Annotated in this window: 16 protein-coding genes and 1 pseudogene; 13 read left to right on the top strand and 4 right to left on the bottom strand. The window is 60.9% G+C overall.

From position 1 onward, the window contains the following. The first annotated feature begins 161 nt into the window (after positions 1-161). Together QBJ92_RS12995 and QBJ92_RS13000 are read left to right on the top strand one after the other, a co-directional pair. Entirely contained in the window at positions 162-1,658 is a 1,497-nt protein-coding gene (locus tag QBJ92_RS12995; protein WP_277970127.1) for a hypothetical protein, read from the top strand. A 375-nt stretch (positions 1,659-2,033) separates the two neighbouring features. Beyond that, positions 2,034-3,030, top strand: a pseudogene (locus tag QBJ92_RS13000) (IS3 family transposase). Positions 3,031-3,061: 31 nt separating this feature from the next. On the opposite strand, the gene QBJ92_RS13005 reads toward QBJ92_RS13000, so the two are convergent. After that, complete coding sequence (locus tag QBJ92_RS13005) at positions 3,062-5,980, bottom strand: TonB-dependent receptor (RefSeq protein ID WP_277970128.1); 2,919 nt, start codon at positions 5,978-5,980, stop codon at positions 3,062-3,064. A gap of 315 nt (positions 5,981-6,295) precedes the next feature. Here QBJ92_RS13005 and QBJ92_RS13010 point away from each other — a divergent pair, with 315 nt between their 5' ends. The 3 genes from QBJ92_RS13010 to QBJ92_RS13020 all read left to right on the top strand — a co-directional run bounded on the left by QBJ92_RS13010 (position 6,296) and on the right by QBJ92_RS13020 (position 10,137). Further along, positions 6,296-8,152: an NPCBM/NEW2 domain-containing protein gene (locus tag QBJ92_RS13010; protein WP_277970129.1), complete on the top strand. Its 1,857-nt coding sequence runs from the start codon at positions 6,296-6,298 to the stop codon at positions 8,150-8,152. Positions 8,153-8,249: 97 nt separating this feature from the next. After that, positions 8,250-9,023 (top strand): transcriptional repressor AgaR, encoded by a 774-nt coding sequence (gene agaR, locus QBJ92_RS13015; RefSeq protein WP_277970130.1) that lies wholly within the window; start codon positions 8,250-8,252, stop codon positions 9,021-9,023. A 199-nt stretch (positions 9,024-9,222) separates the two neighbouring features. After that, positions 9,223-10,137, top strand: a complete 915-nt coding sequence (locus QBJ92_RS13020; RefSeq protein WP_277970131.1) for a hypothetical protein — start codon at positions 9,223-9,225, stop codon at positions 10,135-10,137. A 330-nt stretch (positions 10,138-10,467) separates the two neighbouring features. On the opposite strand, the gene QBJ92_RS13025 is transcribed toward QBJ92_RS13020, so the two are convergent. Beyond that, the gene (locus tag QBJ92_RS13025; protein WP_277970132.1) at positions 10,468-11,571 is read right to left on the bottom strand and encodes an amidohydrolase family protein; all 1,104 of its coding nucleotides are present in this window, start codon (positions 11,569-11,571) and stop codon (positions 10,468-10,470) included. Positions 11,572-11,704: 133 nt separating this feature from the next. Here QBJ92_RS13025 and QBJ92_RS13030 point away from each other — a divergent pair, with 133 nt between their 5' ends. From QBJ92_RS13030 to QBJ92_RS13050, 5 genes are all read left to right on the top strand, one after another. Beyond that, positions 11,705-13,804 (top strand): glycoside hydrolase family 36 protein, encoded by a 2,100-nt coding sequence (locus QBJ92_RS13030; RefSeq protein ID WP_277970133.1) that lies wholly within the window; start codon positions 11,705-11,707, stop codon positions 13,802-13,804. Beyond that, entirely contained in the window at positions 13,801-14,730 is a 930-nt protein-coding gene (locus QBJ92_RS13035) for a DMT family transporter (protein WP_277970134.1), read from the top strand. The genes QBJ92_RS13030 and QBJ92_RS13035 overlap by 4 nt, the downstream gene beginning before the upstream one ends. Before the next feature lie 69 nt (positions 14,731-14,799). Beyond that, complete coding sequence (locus QBJ92_RS13040) at positions 14,800-16,083, top strand: D-tagatose-bisphosphate aldolase, class II, non-catalytic subunit (RefSeq protein ID WP_277970135.1); 1,284 nt, start codon at positions 14,800-14,802, stop codon at positions 16,081-16,083. Continuing rightward, positions 16,076-17,215, top strand: a complete 1,140-nt coding sequence (locus tag QBJ92_RS13045) for an SIS domain-containing protein (protein WP_277970136.1) — start codon at positions 16,076-16,078, stop codon at positions 17,213-17,215. Before QBJ92_RS13040 ends, QBJ92_RS13045 begins: the two co-directional genes overlap by 8 nt. After that, entirely contained in the window at positions 17,212-18,147 is a 936-nt protein-coding gene (locus tag QBJ92_RS13050) for an N-acetylglucosamine kinase (RefSeq protein ID WP_277970137.1), read from the top strand. The genes QBJ92_RS13045 and QBJ92_RS13050 overlap by 4 nt, the downstream gene beginning before the upstream one ends. Positions 18,148-18,228: 81 nt before the next feature. On the opposite strand, the gene QBJ92_RS13055 is transcribed toward QBJ92_RS13050, so the two are convergent. Together QBJ92_RS13055 and QBJ92_RS13060 are read right to left on the bottom strand one after the other, a co-directional pair. Further along, on the bottom strand, positions 18,229-18,504 hold the full coding sequence (locus QBJ92_RS13055; RefSeq protein WP_277970138.1) for an HAD-IA family hydrolase: 276 nt from the start codon (positions 18,502-18,504) through the stop codon (positions 18,229-18,231). 18 nt (positions 18,505-18,522) lie between these two features. Further along, on the bottom strand, positions 18,523-18,750 hold the full coding sequence (locus tag QBJ92_RS13060) for a hypothetical protein (protein WP_277970139.1): 228 nt from the start codon (positions 18,748-18,750) through the stop codon (positions 18,523-18,525). A gap of 170 nt (positions 18,751-18,920) precedes the next feature. Between QBJ92_RS13060 and QBJ92_RS13065 the strand changes: the two genes are divergently transcribed. The 3 genes from QBJ92_RS13065 to QBJ92_RS13075 are packed head-to-tail and all read left to right on the top strand — an operon-like array spanning position 18,921 to position 20,618. Beyond that, positions 18,921-19,319, top strand: coding sequence for a hypothetical protein (locus QBJ92_RS13065; RefSeq protein ID WP_277970140.1), 399 nt, complete (start codon positions 18,921-18,923; stop codon positions 19,317-19,319). Beyond that, the gene (locus QBJ92_RS13070; protein ID WP_277970141.1) at positions 19,279-19,848 is read left to right on the top strand and encodes a hypothetical protein; all 570 of its coding nucleotides are present in this window, start codon (positions 19,279-19,281) and stop codon (positions 19,846-19,848) included. Before QBJ92_RS13065 ends, QBJ92_RS13070 begins: the two co-directional genes overlap by 41 nt. Continuing rightward, entirely contained in the window at positions 19,845-20,618 is a 774-nt protein-coding gene (locus QBJ92_RS13075) for a hypothetical protein (protein ID WP_277970142.1), read from the top strand. Before QBJ92_RS13070 ends, QBJ92_RS13075 begins: the two co-directional genes overlap by 4 nt. Positions 20,619-21,003: the final 385 nt, after the last annotated feature.

The following is a 21,003-nucleotide window of genomic DNA, read 5'->3' on the forward strand; positions in this document are numbered from 1 at the left end:
CTAGCTGAGATGTTGATAGTCTTGCTGAGCGCATAAAAAATAAGGTGTCGCCGCGGACAACGTGTCCGGCCATACTGTAGCTGGCAACTAGCATTTGGGTAGCCAATATCGACGGACTGCCCTGTCGAATGCCGGCACCGAAGCAGTCATGGAGGGCAGCGATGATTGGCAAACGTGTTTGCATTGGACTCATTGTCGCGTTCTTTGCGTCGGCATCGTTTGCGGCGACGCCTTGGACGGCGGAGCAGGACCATGCCGACATGATGCGCCAGCTCGGCATCACAGAGCTCCGGCCGGGCGCGAATGGAGATCCTACTGCTCAAAATGCGGCCAATTACGATCCGGCGAAAGCCAACCCCTATCCCGTCTGGCCAGACCTGCTGAAGATGGCGGATGGACGGCCAGTGACGAGCGCGGCGATGTGGCGGGAACATCGGCGACCCGAGTTGATCGGCTTGTTTGAACGAGAGGTCTATGGCCGCATTCCATCGGGCGTACCCGGCGTAACGTGGCGGGTCGAAACGGTAGATCGCGAGTATTTCGGCGGAAGACCGGTGGTAGCGGAGCAGCTTGTCGGTCACGTCGACAATCGTACAGCGCCAGGGATAGTCGTCGACATCCGGGCGACTTTGGTGCTTCCGACCAACGCAAAAGGGGCCGTGCCGGTGTTGGTGATGTTCGGGCCGGCGCGGTATCCGTCACCAAGCCAGCCTAACCTCGCCGAGGCGGCGCGGCTTGATGCGGCGCTGAAGGCGACCTTGATTGCACGCGACCCGTCCTTCGCTTCGATCTTTGCGGCGCACCCGGGCTTCGAGCTCGTCAAGCCAGGTGGACTTTTCGCGCCCCCGCCCAATGATGACCGGGTAACCAAGCTGATCGCGGCTGGCTGGGGTGTCGCGCTTCTTGATACTTCCACCATTCAGGCTGACGACGGGGCTGGGCTACGCGAGGGGATCATCGGCCTTGTCAACAAAGGGGCGCCTCGCACGCCAGAACAGTGGGGCGCGCTGCGCGCGTGGGGGTGGGGTGCCAGTCGGCTGCTCGACTATCTCTGCACGCGCTCGGAAGTTGACGCTGCGAAAGTCGGTATTGAAGGCGTTTCGCGCTGGGGCAAAGCGGCGTTGGTAACGGCGGCGTTCGACGAGCGCTTCGCCATGGTGCTGATTGGTTCGTCGGGGGAAGGCGGGGTCAAGCCCCATCGACGAAACTTTGGCGAGCAGGTCGAGAACCTGACGGGGACCGGCGGCTATCATTGGATGGCAGGCAACTTCCTGAAGTACGGGACGGAGAGGGGACGCCTCGGCCGTAAGACAGCAAACGATCTGCCAGTCGATTCTCACGAGTTGCTCGCGTTGGTTGCGCCGCGGTTCGCCTTTGTCAGCTACGGCATACCCAAAGAGGGCGACGCTCTTTGGCTTGATCAGCAAGGCAGCTACATGACAACAATCGCCGCCGGGCGCGCATGGACCCTCCTGGGTGGACGAGATCTTGGCCAAGGCAACGACTACCGGGCGGCGATGATGCCGCCACAAGGGACTGATCTGCTAAACGGCGACCTTGCTTGGCGGCAACATGACGGCGGTCATACCGATGGGCCGAACATGAGTTACTTCGTTAAATGGGCTGATCGCAGGATGAGCGATTCAATTCGCAAATGATGCAGTCCCGTTGTGTCCGAGTAAGGCGTGCCGCCCTAACGTAGTATCGAGCCAGGCCGGCACCATTCTAACACGCGAGCTTTTATACAGTAGCGGTCTCAGCCACGCCGGGCAGGTGCGCGTGAAACCGACAGCGGCATAGTACAGTGTGGTCAGTTTGAGCGTGACGGGTGCGCGGAAGTGGTACCTTGGTTCGCCTCGCTAGCTCAGCCATAACGAGACGTCGCCTTTCCAGATATGCGCACACCCCAACGTCGGCTTGTCCATTAAGATACGTTAATGCGAGTGTTCTTTGCGCGCCGATTGTTTGAACTGATCTGCCCCCCCTGAGTGGCCCAGAGACTATGATAGTCTGGACCACAAAAGGGACGACAGATGCCATTCAAGAAGCACAAGCCGGAAGAGATCATCGGCAAGCTGCGTGAGGTTGAGATCGTATTGGCGCAGGGGGCATCGACGGCCGAAGCGTGTCGGCGGATCGCTGTCAGCGAGCAAACGTACTACCGCTGGCGCAAAGAATATGGTGGGCTGAAGACCGACCAGGCACGGCGGATGAAGGATCTGGAGAAGGAGAACCTGCGACTACGGCGGGCGATCCCGGACCTGACGTTGGATAAGCTGATCTTGCAGGAGGCAGCGCGGGGAAACTTGTGAGCCCTGCGCGGCGACGACGCTGCATCGATCATGTGCGACGAGAGCTTCCGGTGTCCGAGCGACGGATCTGCCGGGTGCTGGGCCAGCATCGATCGACGCAGCGTAAGGTCCCGCGCGGGGCGGATGATGAGCAGGCGCTGAGCGAGGACATTATCGCGCTGGCGAAGCAGTACGGTCGCTACGGCTATCGCCGAGTGACAGCATTGCTTTGCCATGCCGGGTGGACGGTGAACCATAAACGGGTCGAGCGGATCTGGCGGCGCGAAGGGCTCAAGGTGCCGCAGAAGCAACCGAAACGTGGGCGGCTATGGCTCAACGACGGCTCGTGCATCCGGCTGCGCCCGGAATATCCGGGGCATGTATGGGCGTACGACTTTGTCGAAGGCCGCACGCATGATGGTCGCAAGTTCCGCAGCTCGGCCAGATCGGCGTGAAGACGCTCTACATCGCGCCGGGATCACCATGGGAGAATGGCTATAATGAGAGCTTCAACGGGTCCCTGCGCGACGAATTGCTCAATGGCGAGATCTTCTACAGCCTCGCCGAGGCGAAGGTGCTGAATGAAGCCTGGCGGCGGCATTACAACACGGTCCGTCCGCACAGCAGCCTTGGCTACAGACCACCGGCCCCGGAAACGGCGTCACCGCCATATCCGGCCTCCGGTTCCGCTTCGCTCCACCTCCGCCCAGATATGGCGGGGGCGAGCATAATCCACTAACAATCAACCCGGCCCACTTGGCGGGGGCAGGTCATATCCGCGCGCGAACACCGAAGAAGAAGGCACGGCCAGTATATTCGTAGAAAGCTGGTACGTTGTTATACGTCGAGTATCGCTGTGTCGCCGAATCCAGCAAGTTGGATCCCTGAACATACACCGTTAGTTGCGGCATGATGTCATAAGATATGCTGCTGGCCAGCTCGTGATACGGGCGCTGTTTAATCGAAAGCGTGTTGATGTAGCTGTATTGCGACGATGTGAAGCTCGACTGATACTGGTATGACAGCGACGCGTTGATTCCGTGCTTCTCGTAAAAGACCTTCGCGTTCGCCGAGAACGGCACCGCGTCCTGAAGTCCGGTAGTCGGCAACCCTTCCCGCTTTGCGCGGGAGCGGTTGTAGGTCGCGTTGGTCTGGAAGCCCAAGCCGTTTTCGAAGAAGTACTGAGCGCCTGCCTCGATGCCGTAAACCGTCGCACTGTCGCCGTTGACATAGGTCAGCTCGGTGAAGGGGAAGCTGGCTGGCGCCCCCGCAACCTGATTGGTTGGTACCAGGTTAAATGCCACAGCTTGCGTCGTCACGAAGTTGGTCAGGTGTTTGTAGAACCCGGCCAGTGTTAGCGCGATGCGCCGGTTGGGATAATATTCGAACGAGATATCTGCCTGATCAGCCGAGACCGGTTGCAAGTTCGGGTTGCCTGCATCGGTGACCACCGGCGTATTGGACTGCGCCGCGGAATAGTCTTTGGCGGAGGACAACTCGCCGAAGGTCGGCCGCGAGATCGCCTGCGATGCCGCCAGGCGTACTCGGAAGCCCTTGGCGATGTCGTAGGAGAAGTTTGCTGAAGGCAACAAGCGTTGGTAGCTGCCGCCGCCGGTGATCGGCGCTATCGGGTTAAAGACGACATTGGCCGTCCCGACCCCGATGACCTGATAGCTGCGAACGCTGGCACCATAACCCAGCGAATCCACCGTGGTATTCACATAACGCAGGCCAAAGTCGCCTTTCCATCGGTCGCCGCCGACGTTGATCTGCGTGTAAGCGTTAAAGGTGCGCTCGGTAATCGCGTACGACGCCAGCTGATCGGGTACGACCTGCTGCGTTGCATAGCCGGTGGGGTAGATCTCACCCGTGCGCGGGTTGATGACGTTGGGGTTGTTCTCCGCCTTCGACAGAGACGACAAATAGGTGTCGATGTCGAACGTCGGAATCGCGCGCGGGAAGTTGCCCGACAGGTTGGGCAGGATGTTGTTGTACTGAGGAGCCTGTACCACGTTCGCGCCGATTGCTGAGAACGAGAAGGGATAACCACCAAAATTGTTGGCGGTGGTGTACTGGTTGTCGATCACGTCGACCGTCTTTTTGCGATCGCTGTAAGCACCGCCAAAGGCGATCGAACGCATTAGGCCGTTGTCCACGTCGTACAGCAAGTCGAGCTTGGCACTCGTGCTGCGATCCGAGATGTTCTGGCCCTGGATGCCGATATAGTGAACGCGCAGGTCGTCATTTCCAGCCTGGTCGATCGATCGGTTGGTCAGTGTGCCGTCAGCGTTCGGGATGATCAGAGTCAGGTCAGGAATGCCGCCATCCCGCGTTGCGACCTGTGCGCTGGATCCGGGAATGCCGGCTACGACGAACCGGTTCTGCCCGCCCGTATTGTTGGTGGCCTTGCCGTAGGAAAGATCGGCTGCAACCTTTAGGCGGTCGAGCGGCCGCCAGTCGATGTGCCCGCCAACCTGATACGTCACCGAATTGCGTGGTTCATTGGTCGCCAGCACGTCGATCGTTGCTGGATTAACGGTGTAGTTGGTGACGACGTTGTTGCTGTCGACCTTCACGTTGTTAAGATCCCAGCGTACGCTACCATCGTCAGCAAACGGCGTCAGTCCGACCGAAACACGCTGGTTCTGCTGGTTATCGGTATAATTGCTGTAAATGCCATCGACGCGAAGCTCGAACTTGTCAGAAGGCTTCCACTGATAGGCGGTCGATCCGCCCCAGCGTTGCCGGTCCCCCCGGACATAGCCGACGCTGTAGAAGTACGGGACAATGACGCCGCCGCCGTTCGGCGCATTGACGACGCTGCGCTGACCATTTGGCGCCGTCACCAGATCATAAACGTCGTTGCTGGAGTATTCGCCGAGATTGTCGGTACGGAACTTGTACTTATTGTATGTACCCGACAGCAGTATGCCCATCGTGTCGTTGGCGAAAGTCGTGCTGACTACGCCCGACGCCTTGATGCCGCCCTTTTCCGCAAACTGGTTATACTGCCCTTCCAACGACCCCGCCGCATGAAAGCCTCGGTGGTCGAACGGGCGTGCCGTGCGCAAGTCGATATTGCCGCCGACGCTGCCTTCGAGCTGTGAGGCTTGTGCCGCTTTCTGGATCTCCGCGCCCGAGATAACTTCGGAGGGCAGCACATCGAACGCAAACGACCGGTCGGGGCCGTCGGTAGGAAGAACGCGCCCGTTAAGCGTCGTCAGGGCGAAGTTTTCGCCGAGACCACGGACCGTGACGCTGCGGCCTTCACCGCGCCCGTCGCGTCCGACCGTCACGCCTGGAATATTGGAGAGTGCTTCCGCCACGTTGCGGTTGGGGAACTTGCCTAGTTCTTCCGCGGATATCGCGTCAACGATGGTGGATGCGTTGCGCTTGGTATCGATCGAGCGCAGCAAGCTGCCTCGTACGCCTCGCACCACGATGTCGGCGCCGGTCGTACTGTCTGTCGCGGTGGTGGCATCGCCACCGGTACCGGGGCCGGACTGAATGGTAGAACCTAGGTTCGTTTGGTCGGTCGGTGCTCCGGCGACTGGTCCGTTTTGCTCAGTCTGGGACTCATTGGCCGGACCTGGTTGCGAGCTTTGTGCGAAAGCCTGCGATCCGGCGACTAGCGCGGTGATGCTGACACTCGCGCCTACAAGCTTCCGCCAGTGTTTACGATCGACCATGCTAAGTCCCCTCATCTCGAGCCTGCCTGCCAGTCATCTCAGACTGTGCGAGCACTTTGTTGCGCTTTGCTAGCGTGCGAACGTTTTAAATGTCAAACGCTTTAAAACGAAACCAATGCATGTGACAAATTTGATATACTATCGTCGTAAGAGGCTATGGACATGGGGCTATAGGACGTCGACGATGCCGCTGGGCATACCGCGATAAAGAACGTCAGCTGTTTCGTTTTGCTTCGTTAGGTTGCACTAGCCAATTATTCTGATAGCTTGGATCGTGAGTGCCGCACTGGCGCCATGTTCTGGGGAGTTACATCAATGCCAACGCCGTCAATCGTTTTACGAAAATCTGCGCGGTCGTTGGTCGTTTCCTTTAGCACCCTCATGGTTGCCGGCCTTCCGCTTTCCGCGCGTGCGCAAGACGCGTCCCTTGCCCCGTCAGGGCAATTCTCGGTTTACCGCACGACGGCTGCGCAGACGCCGCCAATGGGTTGGAACCCGTGGAACGCGTTCCGCACGGACGTAGACGAAACCAAGGTCCGTGAAGTGGCAAAGGCTATGGTTGACAACGGACTGGCAGGACGTGGCTATCGCTTTGTCAATGTCGACGACGGTTGGGCACTCAAGCGTCTGCCCGACGGGCGAATCCGAATTCGTGACAGCATGTTCCCGTCCGCTGCGGCTCAAGGTAGCGTGACCGGCACGTTCAAGCCGTTTACCGATTATATCCACGCCCTTGGACTCAAGGTAGGGCTTTACACAGACATCGGACGCAATACTTGCGCGCAGCGATGGGATGCCGAAAGCCCGAACCTACCTGTCGGTACCGTGGCCGAGCGGCAGGTAGGTAGTTACGGCCATGCCGTGCAGGACATCCGGACGATCTTTGCCGACTGGAATTTTGACTACATCAAGATCGATGCGTGCGGTGTCGCTGATTACACGCCTGATGTAGCACCGGTGAAAGCAGGGCTTTACCAGGTAGCTGCACCGCTGATCGTACGCGGCAACATTCCCGCGTCTGATCCCGGCGAAGTCGAGCACCTTTATGCCGTACTGGGAGACGCGGTGCACAAATGGGGTGGCGAGGATGCTACCATGTCAATCTGCGCGTGGGGCGAAGCGCTTTCGCCACTGTGGGGCAAGGCGCGGGGCAATTTGTGGCGTACAAGTCCGGATATCGAGTTCACGTGGCAAAGCATGCTGGGCAATATCGACAGTGTGATCGACGGCGCACTCTATGCCGGGCCCGGCCACTGGAACGACCCTGACATGCTCGCGATCGGGCATGGCGATTTCGATGCAGCGCATTTGACCGAGGCACGGGCTCATTTCACGATGTGGACGATCATGGCATCGCCACTGTTGCTCGGCTATGATTTGCGGAAGTCACCTACCGCGCTGCTTGATATCGTCGGCAATCCCGAGGCGATCGCGATCGACCAGGATCCGGCGGGCAATCAGGGTGTCCCGTATCGTAACGGGGCGGCAATGGTTGTTGTACGGACGTTGAGTGGTCAGGGTGCGCGGGCGGTTGCGTTCTTCAATCGCAGTGCCGTGCCAATCGCTGCAAGCGTCTCCTGGGCTCAGCTCGGGCTCAAGCCTGGGACGGCCGCGACTGTCCGTGACATTTGGACCAAGAGAGATCGTGCTGCCGTCTCCGACAAGATTAGCGTTAACTTGCCCGCACATGGCGCTGTCTTGCTTAGAGTAACGGGAAAGCCCAGCGATCCCGCCGCGGCATGGCTCGACGAAATGCCCGCGCGCGTAAATGTCGCCGTCGACGGACTTACGCAGGCAACGGCTTTGCCGATGGGACAGTTTCCGGTGCGAGTTGGTGCCACCCCGGACGGGTTGCCGATCCGCGCGAATGGAAAGGAAGTACAGCGGGGCATCGGCGCGTTTGCCAATTCGCGGCTCGAAATTCGTGCCGATCGCGCGTTCCGCCGTTTCGTGGTCGCGCCTGCAGTGCTGAGCGGGCAGCAACCCGTACGCTTTCGCGTCTATGCCGATCGCAAGCTTGTGCGAGAGGTTGTCGCGGGGCCAGCGCAGGCCGCCGTCCCAATCGATATGGACGTGACCTCTGCTAAAATCGTGGAGTTGGTAGCACTTGCGCCCAGTGGGCCGGCGCGTCCGCCGATGATCGCATGGGGCAACGCGCGGTTCCTGCGGTAGGCAGGCGTAGTGGTGGAGACATAACGAAACGTAAGTTCGATTGAAGCCGTCACACGGCACTGATACCGCCACCGAAATCGGCAAGGGAAAAGACGCGATGATCCGGGACACCAGCGAGCGACGGCAGAGGATCAGTACGCTCGTACGCGAACGCGGAAGTGTTCAGGTAGCGCCACTCGCCGAGAGTTTCGGAGTCTCGATGCAGACGATCCGCAAGGACCTTCGCTTTCTTGCAACACGCGGTGTCATGGAACGCTCTTATGGCGGCGGGATCAGCGCGGAAGCAGTTAACGTAACGGCCGAACCACCGGTCGAAGTAAAGCGCTCGAGCCATGCCGACGAGAAGGTGCGGATCGGCAAGCTGGCCGCGGCAATGGTCTCCCCGGGCGAGTCGATTGTGCTCGATTCAGGAACGACGACGTTGCAGATCGCGCGCTTCCTGCCCGATGACGAGGACATCACCGTCCTCACAAACGATCTTGATATCCTATCGGTGCTGGCCGCCAAGGAACGCCTCAACATCGTGATGCTGGGGGGGATGTTGCGTCGCAAGAACCGCGCGTTCTACGGTGCGCAGACCGTGGCGGCGCTGGAGAATCTGCGTGTCGACAAACTGTTTCTCGGGGTCGACGGGTTCGATATCGAGTGCGGTATCACGACGCACTACGAGCCGGAAGCGATGCTCAACCGGAAGATGGTGGAGGCAGCGCGCGCGGTGATTGCGGTCACCGATGTCTCCAAATTCGGGCGGGTTTGTCTGCATCGGATCGTCACTGTGGAAAACATCCATCATCTCGTCACGGACAACGCGGTGCCGAGCGAGATCGCCTCCGCGGCGCAACGGCTGGGATTCAAGATACACGAAGCCTGATTCGTCGAGCGGCAGATATGTGCATTGGTCGTTATCGTAGGTCCGGGCGGTCGAAAACGAGGGCGGTCCGGAAACGCCCAAGGTCGGTCGTTTCGGGCCGATTGTTACAACCTCAAAACCTGCCCCTGCGTTGATGCAAAAGTCCAAAGTTTGCATCAGCAGGCTATGCCCTGTCCAGGCACACTGTTAGGCATAAGTGATGTTCCAGCTCATCGCATTCATCGCTGTCGCAGCTGTATCCACCATGCCTATGCCTACGGTAACCGGGCCCAGCGCAGCTTTGAACCGGGCGACGAGAAGCCTCGACACCAAGTCGCAGTGCGTGCCGTTTAAATGGATTGCAAACGACAAGGGGTCGGCCCGTGGCGCGATTACCGTGCCTGTGGCGGTAAACGGTCGGTCGCTGCAAATGCAGCTTGACACGGGTGCTGATGTCATCAGCCTCTATGGACAACTAGCCGAGCAATCGCACTGGTCGAAAACAGGAATAGAGACGTTCAAAGCTGCGCGGTTTAGAATCGCTGACACTGGCCTCGACCGGCCGACTATCTACGTCAATTCTGACATGGAAGCCGATGCCGACGTGCAAGGGACGCTCGGCCTTCCAGCGCTTCTTGGTAAAGTCGCGGTCCTCGATTATCCACAAAAACGCTTCTGCTTGTTTGCCGAGGCGGATGTACCCGCAGCGATCGCTGAAGCACCATCTGTTCGCGCGATGCTACGCAACTCCAAACTCTACGTTCCCCTGTCGATCGGTACGTTCACCAGCGACGCCTTCGTGTTCGATACCGGGTCTAGCGAATTACCGCTTAACGTCGACTTAGCGACCTGGCGCACACTGACCAGCCGCGTGACCACCGAAGGCGCGCCGACAAACTATCGGGGCAGTGCTTGGGGTAAGCCGCTTTTTATCCCAGGTGCACCTTCCACAGGCCTGGTTTCAGTCGGCAAGGCCACTCTTGGTCGTGTTACTATCTTCACCAATCCTGCTCAGCCAACCGGTTTTGCCGACTGGCCCGTGCAGACCGTCGGCGTGCTTGGCAATGCTCCCGTCTGGGATGGAATCGTTGTTCTGGACCTGACCGCAAAGGTGAGGTTCGCCATCATCCATTGAAGATGGGAGCGGCATCAGCGTCGTCGTAATGCAAAACTCACAGGTATCGCATCAGTCAAAAAGCGTCTAAATACCGCGCAAGTGCTGATGCAGCAGTGCGATGCGTTTTACGCGGGATCCGCTGTTGCCTCTCCCATGGTAAGGTCACGAAAGCAGTTGGACCGCTCACCACCAAAACCGGACCCAGGCATGAGGTGATAAGTGCTCAGATGGGGTGCTGATAACGCCCGATGGCTTGAGCCGAATTCGAGGGCTTTAAATCGCAAAGTTCGGGCGTGGGTTTCCCCGTTCGGGCGAACATAGTCTACCCGAACGGGGGAAGGTGTCGGGCTACCCCTTCAGGTGAAAGAACCGCCGGGCGTTGGTATAGTAAATCTTGTCAATCACGCCACGCGGCAAAGCCAGTCCAGGCGCGTCCGCTTTGATCGCAGCGACTGGCTGGGACAAGGGCGTGGCAAGATAGCGCCAGTCGGAGCGCCACGCATCGTCCGCCTCTTTCTTGAAATTGCCGGTGGTCGGCGGGTTCTGTGCACGGGCCTTGGGATCTGCCGGACTGTCTGTCAGATCCGTACCGTACAGCAGACGATCCTGATATTTCACGAAGAACGCACGGACCTTGGCGTGGTTTGCGTTGGACTGAACCTGCACTTGGCTCATTCGCGCGGCGAGATCGACCACAGCATCGGGGTAACGGTCAAGGAAGCGCGCAAGTTCGTCCACGCTCCATTCGAGGCTGGCCATATGCGCACCATCAAAGGCAAGCTTGGGATGGCGCGCCACGAACCGGTCGCGCACCGCCGTCAGCTGCTCATAGCTCGGCTCCTCGGGATGGGTATACATGTAATATTCCGGATGCTCGCGGAAGTAGGTGCGGTCATTCTCGGTCGTCATCTGGTCCAGTGGAAGCCAGCAATTTTTTGGCTCGGCCTGATGGGCGATTAACGGGACGCCACGCGCCTGAATATGCGCCATGATCGGATCGAAGCGCGGGTCGTCGAGAAATACGCGTTTCCCGGCGGCATCCTTCGCGATCATGCCGATATTCTTCCATACCTTAACCGCCACCGCGCCATGGGCGAAACCAGCGTCCACCGCGCGTTGCGCGCTTGTAGTCCAGCCCAGAGTGCCAAACCCGTCCATCGAGAAGGTCGTGGCGAAGTGGAAATGTTTCGGGTCGGCAGCATGCATCTTGTAAGCAATCGAGGCTTGCTGCGCGAGCGGCGGAAAATCCGGGTAATCGACGTTGATCGACAGCAGTTCGAATCCATCGTTGCGTGCTATCTCGGCAAAGTCGGTGCTGTCGCGATTGGCGTGGACGTGCGCATCGAGCTTGGGGACGCGCGCGAAATCGGCCTCGGTATAGGTCGGCGGCGGAGCGGCGCCGACCAGCGCGAGCGCTGCGGTTGCCGTGAGGACTGCTGTTAACGCGCGCATCAAGTTCTCCAAATGAAACGTAACGAAACGATACTATGTTGCGTTTTGGTTTGCGCAAGCGATAACGATCGGGCACATCGTGTTCAAGGTCGCTCCCGTTTTCATGAGGTGGCCTAGTTTTCGGGAGGCTGCCGTGCAGAGTTTCATCCTTTCTCGCCGGCGCCTGCTCGCGAAGTTTTCGGGCACTGCCGCCACACTGTTAGTCGCGCCGCAAGCCCTAGCGTGGGTCGTGACCAAGGGCGGATCGGCAGTCCGTCTGAGCGATGGCGTGCTGACGATCGAATTTGATTCAGGCCTCCATTCGCGGATTTCGCGAGGCGGCACGGTCCTGACCGCGATGGAACCGGGCGAGGCGATCCGGCTCGGCGATGAGCAGGTCATCGACCGATTCCTGCTGCTCGACCAGACTCACGAAAACGTATCCGGTGCGCACGGCACGGGTCGCGTCCATCATCTTCGTGGAACATCAGCCGGGCGTATCGAGAAGCGTGTTTCGGTGACGTTCCTCGATCGCTACCCCGGTCTCGCGCTGCTTGACGTACGCTATCGCAACACCAGCGCCGCGCCGGTCGTCGTTACGGGATGGCAGGCGGCGACGCATGATCTACTCGCGCATACCGATGGCGCCTGGAGTTTCTCGGGAGCGTCTTACCCCGATCGAAGAGACTGGGTGCAGCGCGTTTCGCCGGGCTTCGGGCAGCACAACTTCATGGGGATGAACGCATCGGATTATGGCGGCGGTACGCCGGTCGCAGTGGTGTGGCGTCGCGATGCCGGTCTTGCCGTCGGGCATATCGACACCGTGCCACGACTAGTGTCGCTGCCGGTCTCGGGTCAGCCAACGGGCACCCGCATCGCGATCTCCGGGGACCAGCCCGCGCTGCTTGCACCGGGGGCGTCGCTCGATCTGCCGCCGGTATTTTTAATGGTACATGAGGGCGATCATTTTCGTCCACTCGACGCCTATCGTCGACTGATGGCCGAGCGCGGGCTTGCTGCTCCCGCAATCCCCGACGCGAGCTACGCGCCGGTATGGTGCGCCTGGGGATACGGCCGCGACTTTACGACCGCTGAAGTTCTGACGGCGATGGGCAAGGCTAAGGAGATTGGCCTTGAATGGGCGGTGCTCGACGATGGCTGGCAGACATCGGAGGGTGACTGGAAGCTGAACTCGAAAAAATTCCCGCGTGGCAATGCCGACATGAAGGCGTTCGCCAGCGCTATGAAAGCGGGGGGGATGCGCCCCCGCCTATGGCTCGCACCACTCGCGGTCGACCCCGGCACGGATCTGCTGCGCGATCATCCCGACATGCTATTGCTCGATGCAACGGGTGCCGCGCAGAACGTCAGCTTCTGGAATGCTTATACCATGTGCCCGGCGTATCCGCCGGTGGTCGATTACTTTCGCGGGCAGGTTCGCCGTATCCTGGGGGAATGGGGGTTCGAGGGGCTGAAGCTCGACGGCCAGCATTTGAATGGGGTCGCGCCTTGCCATAACCCTGCGCACAACCATGCGCGCCCCGAAGAATCCTACGAGAAGCTGCAGGATTTCTGGAAGGCGCTCTACGACGAGGCAATGGCGATCAACCCTGACGCGGTGATCGAGATTTGCCCGTGCGGCGATTCCTTCGCCTTTCACAACATGCCGGGAATGAATCACACCCCGGCCTCTGACCCGACTTCTTCATGGCAGATCCGGTTAAAGGGAAAAACTTTCAAGGCATTGATGGGGCCGTCCGCGCCTTATGCTGGAGATCACGTCGAGCTAAGCGACCGGCACAACGACTTTGCCACGCATTACGGCGTCGGTGCGATCGTCTCGACCAAATTCACCTGGCCGCACGATCCAGTCAACACCACCGATCCACTGCCACCCGGCGGAATCGCGTTGACTCCGGAACGTGAGGTGCTGTGGCGCAAGTGGATCGCACTGTACCGCGCGAATATGCTGCCCAAGGGGGAGTATCTCGGCGGCCTCTACGACATCGGCTTCGATAAACCGGAGAGCCACGCGATCCGCGCGGGCGGGGCAATGCACTATGCGTTCTACGCCGATACATGGGCCGGAACCGTCACGCTGCGTGGCCTCCCGCCGGGGCGTCATAGATTGATCAACAGCTTCACCGGACAGCCGCTGGGCACCGTCAGCGGTCCTGTTGCCAGCCTGCCGGCACGCTTCGAGCATTTCCTCGTGCTTGCCGCCACACCGCTCAATCAAAAGGCTACAGCATGACTAACAGCGCGACGTCGGGTAGCCGGGTATGGCTGCTGAACGCCTTGGCAACCGTCGTTCTGTGGGGAATCTGGGGGGCGTTTTCGGGCTTGTCGCCGCAGCATGGTTTCCCAGAGACGCTGGTATATTGCGTATGGGCGCTGACGATGATCCCGCCCGCGGTAATCGTACTGGCGCAGGCCAAATGGAAGCTCGACACCAACCCGCGCGCTGTCGCTCACGGCCTTGCGGTCGGATTGCTCGGCGCGGGCGGACAGATGGTTTTGTTTTACGCCGTAACGCGGGGGCCGGCGTACCTCATCTTTCCGGTCATCTCCTTGTCGCCGGTTGTTACGATTGCACTCTCCTTCCTGTTCATGGGAGAACGCACCGGGCGCCTTGGTGCGGTCGGAATCGTGCTTGCTCTGCTCGCGCTGCCGACCTTCGACTTCGCGCCGGGTGGTGCTGCGTCCGGCGGGAGCTGGATGTGGATGGCGTTGATCGTCATGGCCTGTTGGGGGCTTCAAGCCTATTTCATGAAATCCGCCAATCGCGTCATGACGGGCGAAAGCATCTTCTTCTACATGACCGTCACCGGTCTCGCGCTCGTGCCCGTTGCGCTGATGCTGACCGACTTTAGCCGGCCCATCAACGATGGTGCGGACGGTCCATGGTTGGCTGCGGGAATCCAAGTTTTGAACGCTGTCGGTGCGCTGACGCTCGTCTTCGCCTTTCGCTACGGCAAGGCGATCATCGTGGCGCCGCTGACGAACGCCGGCGCGCCGCTCGCGACTGCCATCATCTCATTAGTCGCGCTGGGCGTGATGCCGGGGTCGATCAAGCTCGTCGGAATCGGGCTCGCCTTGGCCGCATCGCTAATGTTGGCGTTCGAGCCCGACGCCACAGGCGGCGATGATCACAAAGCCGACGGTATTCTCGTTAAATAGGTTTCGTTTTGCTTCGCTTAGTTGCGGGTCTGAGAGTGATGCGCTAATGCATATCGAAAGGAGAAGTTGGTGGAACTGATTCGAAACATCGTCGCGCGTCACAAGCACGGGGAAGCGATCGGCGTAACTTCGGTTTGCTCGGCTCACCCGTTGGTGATCGAGGCGACCTTTGCGCATGCGTTGCGGCACGATGCGCCGGTCGTGCTAATCGAAGCGACCTCGAACCAGGTCAATCAGGACGGCGGTTACACCGGCATGGTGCCCGCCGACTTCCGCCGCTTTGTCGAGGCGATCGCACATCGGTTGGGCTTTCCGCTTGAGCGGTTGGCGCTCGGCGGGGATCATCTCGGTCCTAATGCCTGGACTAGCCTGTCGGCGGACAACGCGATGGCCAAGGCCGAGACGATGATCGCCGACTATGTTCGCGCGGGCTTTTCGAAGATCCATCTTGATTGCTCAATGACGTGTGCGGGTGACCCGAACCCATTGCCCGAGCGGACTATTGCGGAACGCGCCGCGCGACTGTGCCGCGCAGCGGAAAACGCCTTTTTGGGAGATACAGCAGACGCCCCGGTTTATGTGATCGGCACCGAGGTGCCGGTGCCCGGTGGCGCAGCAGAAGACCTCGAAACGCTCGCGATTACGACGCCCGAGGCTGCACTGGCGACGCTCGACATGCATCGCGTGTTATTTGCGGAAAGCGGGCTCGCGGCTGCCTGGGATCGCGTGATCGCAACGGTTGTGCAACCGGGCGTCGAGTTCGATCACATGAAAGTAGTTGATTACCGACCTGAGGCGGCACGCGCGCTGAGCGCCGCGATCGTGCCTGTCGACCACGTCGTGTTCGAGGCGCATTCGACCGATTATCAATCCGCTGCTTCGCTTGCCGCGTTGGTGCATGATCATTTCGCGATCCTCAAGGTCGGTCCCGGCGTGACCTTTGCGTTGCGCGAAGCACTGTGGGGGCTTGATGCAATCGAACGCGAGACGGTTGCGCCCGACGAGCGTTCCCATCTCCGCGACGTTGCGGTTGCGCGGATGAAGGCCGAGCCGGGCAATTGGCGGAAATACTATCACGAGACCGGCGGAGCGCTCGATCTCCAGCTGCAATACAGCCTGAGCGACCGCATCCGCTATTACTGGCCCGACCCCGCAATCGTCGAAGCGGAGACCAAACTGTTCGACAATCTGCGCGCGCACGCGCCGCCATTGCCGCTGCTCAGCCAATATCTCCCTGTCGCTTATGCCGCTGTTCGCGCCGGTACAGCGACGTTGGACCCAGTGGATCTCATTGTCGCGCACATCGCCGCGACGCTCGACGCCTATTATGGAGCGTGTAACCCCAATGCCTGAAACCCTTGTTGCGTCTGACCGACCGGCCACCAGCGACAATAGCTGGACGCGGCGCGAAATCCTGCAGCAACCCGCCACGCTGCGCGCTACGCAGGCCGTGCTAATCGCGACGCGCGACGCGATCGACGCGTTCCTTGCGCCGCTCCTTGCTAAGGCGGACTTGCGTATCATGCTGTGTGGTGCCGGCACGTCGGCGTTTATCGGCGAGTGTCTCGCGCCGTGGCTGACCGCAACGCTTGGCCGTCCGGTTGAGGCGGTGGCGACCACCGACATCGTTGGTGCGCCACACCTCTATCTGGACCCGAAGCGACCGACGCTGATGGTGTCGTTCGGTCGATCGGGGAACAGCCCGGAGAGCATCGCCGCGGTCGATCTGGCCGACGCGCGCCTGTCGGTCCATCATCTTGTCATCACCTGCAATGCCGAGGGTGCGCTGGCGCAGCGCGCCGGCCCGCACGGCCATGTCGTCCTTTTGCCGGAAGAAACACACGACCGCGCTTTCGCGATGACTTCGAGCTTCAGCGCGATGATGCTGGCGGCGCTGTCGATCTTCACGGGCGTGGATACGATGGATGCGCGAGTAGAGGCGATCGCGACCGCCGTCGGTAACACTTTGACGCAAGCCGATGGCATCGCCGTGGATCTCGCCGCACAGGATTTCGAGCGGGTCGTCTATCTGGGCAGTGGTGTGTTCCAGGGCCTCGCACGTGAAGCCGCGCTCAAACTACTCGAACTGACTGATGGCGCCATTCCGACGGCGTTCGATTCCGCGCTAGGTTTCCGTCATGGTCCGAAGACGATCGTTACTGCTCGAACGCTGGTGGTGGTGTTCGTTTCGAACGATCCGCTGACCCGGCTATACGATCTCGATATCCTTGCCGAACTGCGCGCGGACGGACGTTGCGGTGCCATCTTCGCGATCTCCGCGCAGGATGGCGGCGGTGACACGCTGCTGGTGGAGGGCGCATCCGCGTTCACCGAATCGGACCTGCTGTTCCCCTACATCGTTCCGGCGCAACTGTTTGGTCTGCACTGCTCGCTGCGACAGGGTCGTACCCCCGACCGGCCCAATGCAAGCGGCACGGTCAACCGTGTCGTGCAGGGCGTCCGCATCCATACGCCGGCAGCATGACCTTTTATCTCGGCGTCGATGGCGGCGGCACCAAGACCGAGTTCGTGTGCAGCGATGCAAGCGGTGCGGTCGTAGCACGGGCTTTGACGGGAACGACCTATCATTTGCAGGTTGGGCTCGACGAGGCAGTCGCCCGGATCGCGCACGGGGTCGGCGCAGTATGCGGCCAACTCGCGGTGGCGCCATCGGAACTGCGCTACGCGTTTTTCGGACTGCCGGCCTACGGGGAGGACGCCGCAGTGGATCCGTTGCTGAACGCTGCATGCGGGCGAATTCTCGGACACGACCGCTACGCCTGCGACAATGACATGGTGTGCGGCTGGGCGGGCTCGCTAGCCTGTGCCGACGGGATCAACCTCGTGGCGGGGACGGGTTCTATTGGTTACGGTGAGCGGCAGGGGCTGTCCGCCCGGGTCGGCGGCTGGGGCGAAATGTTCAGTGACGAAGGTTCTGCCTATTGGATCGCGATCCAGGGTCTCAACGCCTTCACCCGGATGAGCGACGGTCGCCTTGCTGCCGGGCCGCTGCACAGTGTCTTTGTCGCTGCGCTCGATCTCGGCAGCGATCTGGATATTTGTGCGCGGGTAATGGGGGAACAGGGCATGACCCGCGACGCAATCGCTGCGCTCGCGCCGATCGTCGTGCAGGCGGCGGGTGAGGGGGATGCGCACGCCGCCGCCATTCTCGATCGAGCAGGCCAGGAACTGGCACAGTTGGCACAGGCGCTGCGCAATCGGTTGAGGTTCTCGGAAAGCGAAACGGTGCTGCTCTCCTGGTCCGGCGGCGTCTTGACCAAGCAGGATACGGTGCGCAAGTCCTTCCTGCGCGCGCTGGAGCAGCAGTCGCCTTACGAACTAATCGCGCCGCGCCACGAACCGGGCGTAGGAGCAGCGCTATACGCAGCGTTGCTGGAGCGATCGCTTGCTACTTGATCGACGCGAAGCGCATTAAACGGCCGTGCTGCGTTACGGCAAGATTGCTTTAGTCGTGGATCTGCAGATATTCAGTCGCCATCAAGAGTGTACGCGTTGGGTGACAGCAACTACTTCTGCGCCAGCGGCGCGTCCGGACTGGATGCCGGCTGGGGCATCCTCGAAAACGACACACCGCGTCACATTTTTACCGAGCCTTAGGGTCGGCTCGCTGTAGCAATTCGGCGCCGATTTGCCGACGGGAATGTCCTCTGCGGTAATGAACAGGCTAGGTGCGTTCAGCCCGGCGGCTTCCAGTCGGGCCTCGGTAAGACGGCTGGTAGCGGCCGTGAAGATTGCCCAGCCATCGTGCGGCAACGCTGCAGCCCGTCCCCATCAAGCAATCGTCGCGTCCTGCGCTGCCCAACTCAGTGGCCAGTCCGTATCTAGCAGCTTGCGCGGCGTCAGCGCTCTGGCTTGCCGACCTTCTACGATAGCGGTGGCGATGCTGGGAGAGAGCCATGACAGCCGAATGAGCTTGGCGATGCGGTGGCGGCAGCGCTGCTGGTCCGCTGCAATTTCTCGGATCGAACGGTCAGGCGATGCCAACACCAGATCGCGCATGGCACGCGCTTCCGACAGCAGCGCGACAAGCTTTGGGTCGCGGGTTGATGTCTGCCCGCCGGGGCCTGTCAGAACCAGCTTGGTTGCCTTACCTTCACGGACCTTGGTTGCAGCGGCAAGCAGGACTAGCGGTGCGGCATCGGTGGGTTCGGCGAGGCCATGGGCGGCGGATGACGCCGAGCCACGCGGTTAAGAACGGCCGCCGCTATCGCTACTATGTGACGCATAGCGCCGATCTGCGGCCGGAATCCCCGCTGGCATGGCGTATGCCGGCGCACGATGTCGAAGCCGCGCTCGTCGCTAGGCTGAGCGATTACTTTCGCGACTATCGCGAGATCGCGGTCCTCGCCGGTAACGGCGCATCTGCTGCTGCGATCGGCGTGCTGGTGGAGCGGGCCGAGCACGCGGTCAAACATTTGGCGGAACCAGCGAAGATTCGCGTCATCATCGCAAAGCTCGTCAGATCGATCGGCATGGCGGACGACGAGCTGCGGATCGAGCTCGACCGGCCTGCCCTCGCTCGCCTGCTTGGCGCCCTATTACGGTTACGAGGTTGCCGGCGTGGATGAGCGCCGCGAGCGGGTTACGCTGCGGCTCGCCGATGGCCTGCGAGGCCGTCACCCCGAGTTCGGCGCCCGGACGGTGATCGAGGCCACAACCAGCCGCGTCGAGGTGGCCGCGGGCCGCTCCCTGACGCTCATCGACTTCGGTTCGTCATTTCTGCGCGAACTGGTCGCGATGTCAGGCTCGCCTGAATTCGGCGGCGGCTACGCCTCTCTGGGGCTTCCCGGTCCGCAAGGCCAGATCGCCGCTTTCCTTGGCCGCTGGCAGTCGGAGCAAGGCGAGACCCTGGGAGAAGAGCTGCACCTCGTGCGCTGCGCGCCCGATGGCCGTCCCGCCGCGGTCGAAGGCATGGTCGCAGCGCTCCTTTTCGCGCCGGTCGTCAGCGTCGAGCCGCCGCGTGCCAACGACGCCGCCGCTCGCAGACAAATGCTGGACGGGATGCGAGCGCACGTCGAGGCCGCGGCCGCAGGGCAGGTAACCCGCCAGCGCATGCTGAATGACCTCGTACTTCTTGCAGCCGCGGACGTGGCGTGACGGCCCCCGTCTCGCCCGCGGCGGCGGATCCTGCCGGACCGTCCGACGCCGACCGCGACCCGGCGCTGAGGACGGCCATGATCAGGGAGCGCGCAACCATAGCTGCGACCGCGCCGATGCTCTCGGATGCCGGCAGGGCCGACCGCGATCGGCTTCTGGTCTCCGCCGCCGTCTGCCTCCTGCTCGCGTCGCCGATGCACCTGAACAAGGTGAGCCTGGGGCCGTTTGAAGCGTCGTCAATACCCGACATCTGGCTGCGGCTTTGCGCGCTCGGTGTCCTCGGCTATTTCGGCTTCTGCTTCGCCATGCAGGGGAAGATGGACTTCATGCGCTGGCGCTCGGCGCTCGCGCTCGCGCTGGTGGACATCCGGGATCGCATCGAGTTGCATCGAAGGCGTCAGGATGATCTCAAGGACCGAGCCGAAAACGCCTTCGTGCGCTTCCAGGACCGCGTGGCGGAACACCGGCGCATAGTCGATCCGCTGCAGGCGGAGTTCGAGGTGCTGATGGAAACGGGAGCGGATCCGGATCGCAAGCACGAACTGTTTGGGCTTATCAAGGCAGAGCATGCTCGCATGACCGCGTTCAACGAGGTGAATCCGCAGGAGGCGTTGGACTCGGATGACCTCGGAGTGATCGAGGTCGCCTCTCGGCGCGTTGCATGGTTCCGCCGATTCATGGGCTTCGGAAGGTGGTTTTCACTGATCATCCCCTTGGCCGTGGCTATGGTCGCGGCCGCGGTGCTCATCTGGACAATGGTATACCGTTGAGCGTCACAGCGCCTCTTACGCAGTATAGGCGATGCGGTCTCTACAGATCCTTTTTGCGGCGTCGGAGACCGATGCCGCGCGGTTCGCGATCGAGAATGGCGCATCAACGCGGTTGGGGCGGCAAGTAGGCCGCCCTCGCTGTCACTTTGTTTGATGAAAGGCTTGCCAATGTTCTTACCGTGGCACCCGATCGTAACCGAGTTTCTGACCGGTCGCCCGCCGAACGAACCAGATTCTTGTTAGTCTGACAGTACCATTGCCAAGTGTCGCTCAAAGGATGTTTGGGCGGCGAGTTCCGCCACCGGCCAAGCATCGCTATCTCGTCCGCGGCTTCTGGAACCGGCCAAACGGCTTTTTAAGGCGGGCGACTTTGTAACCTGAACGA

Origin of the sequence: Sphingomonas echinoides (assembly GCF_029623395.1) — a bacterium.
GTDB lineage: Bacteria > Pseudomonadota > Alphaproteobacteria > Sphingomonadales > Sphingomonadaceae > Sphingomonas > Sphingomonas echinoides_A.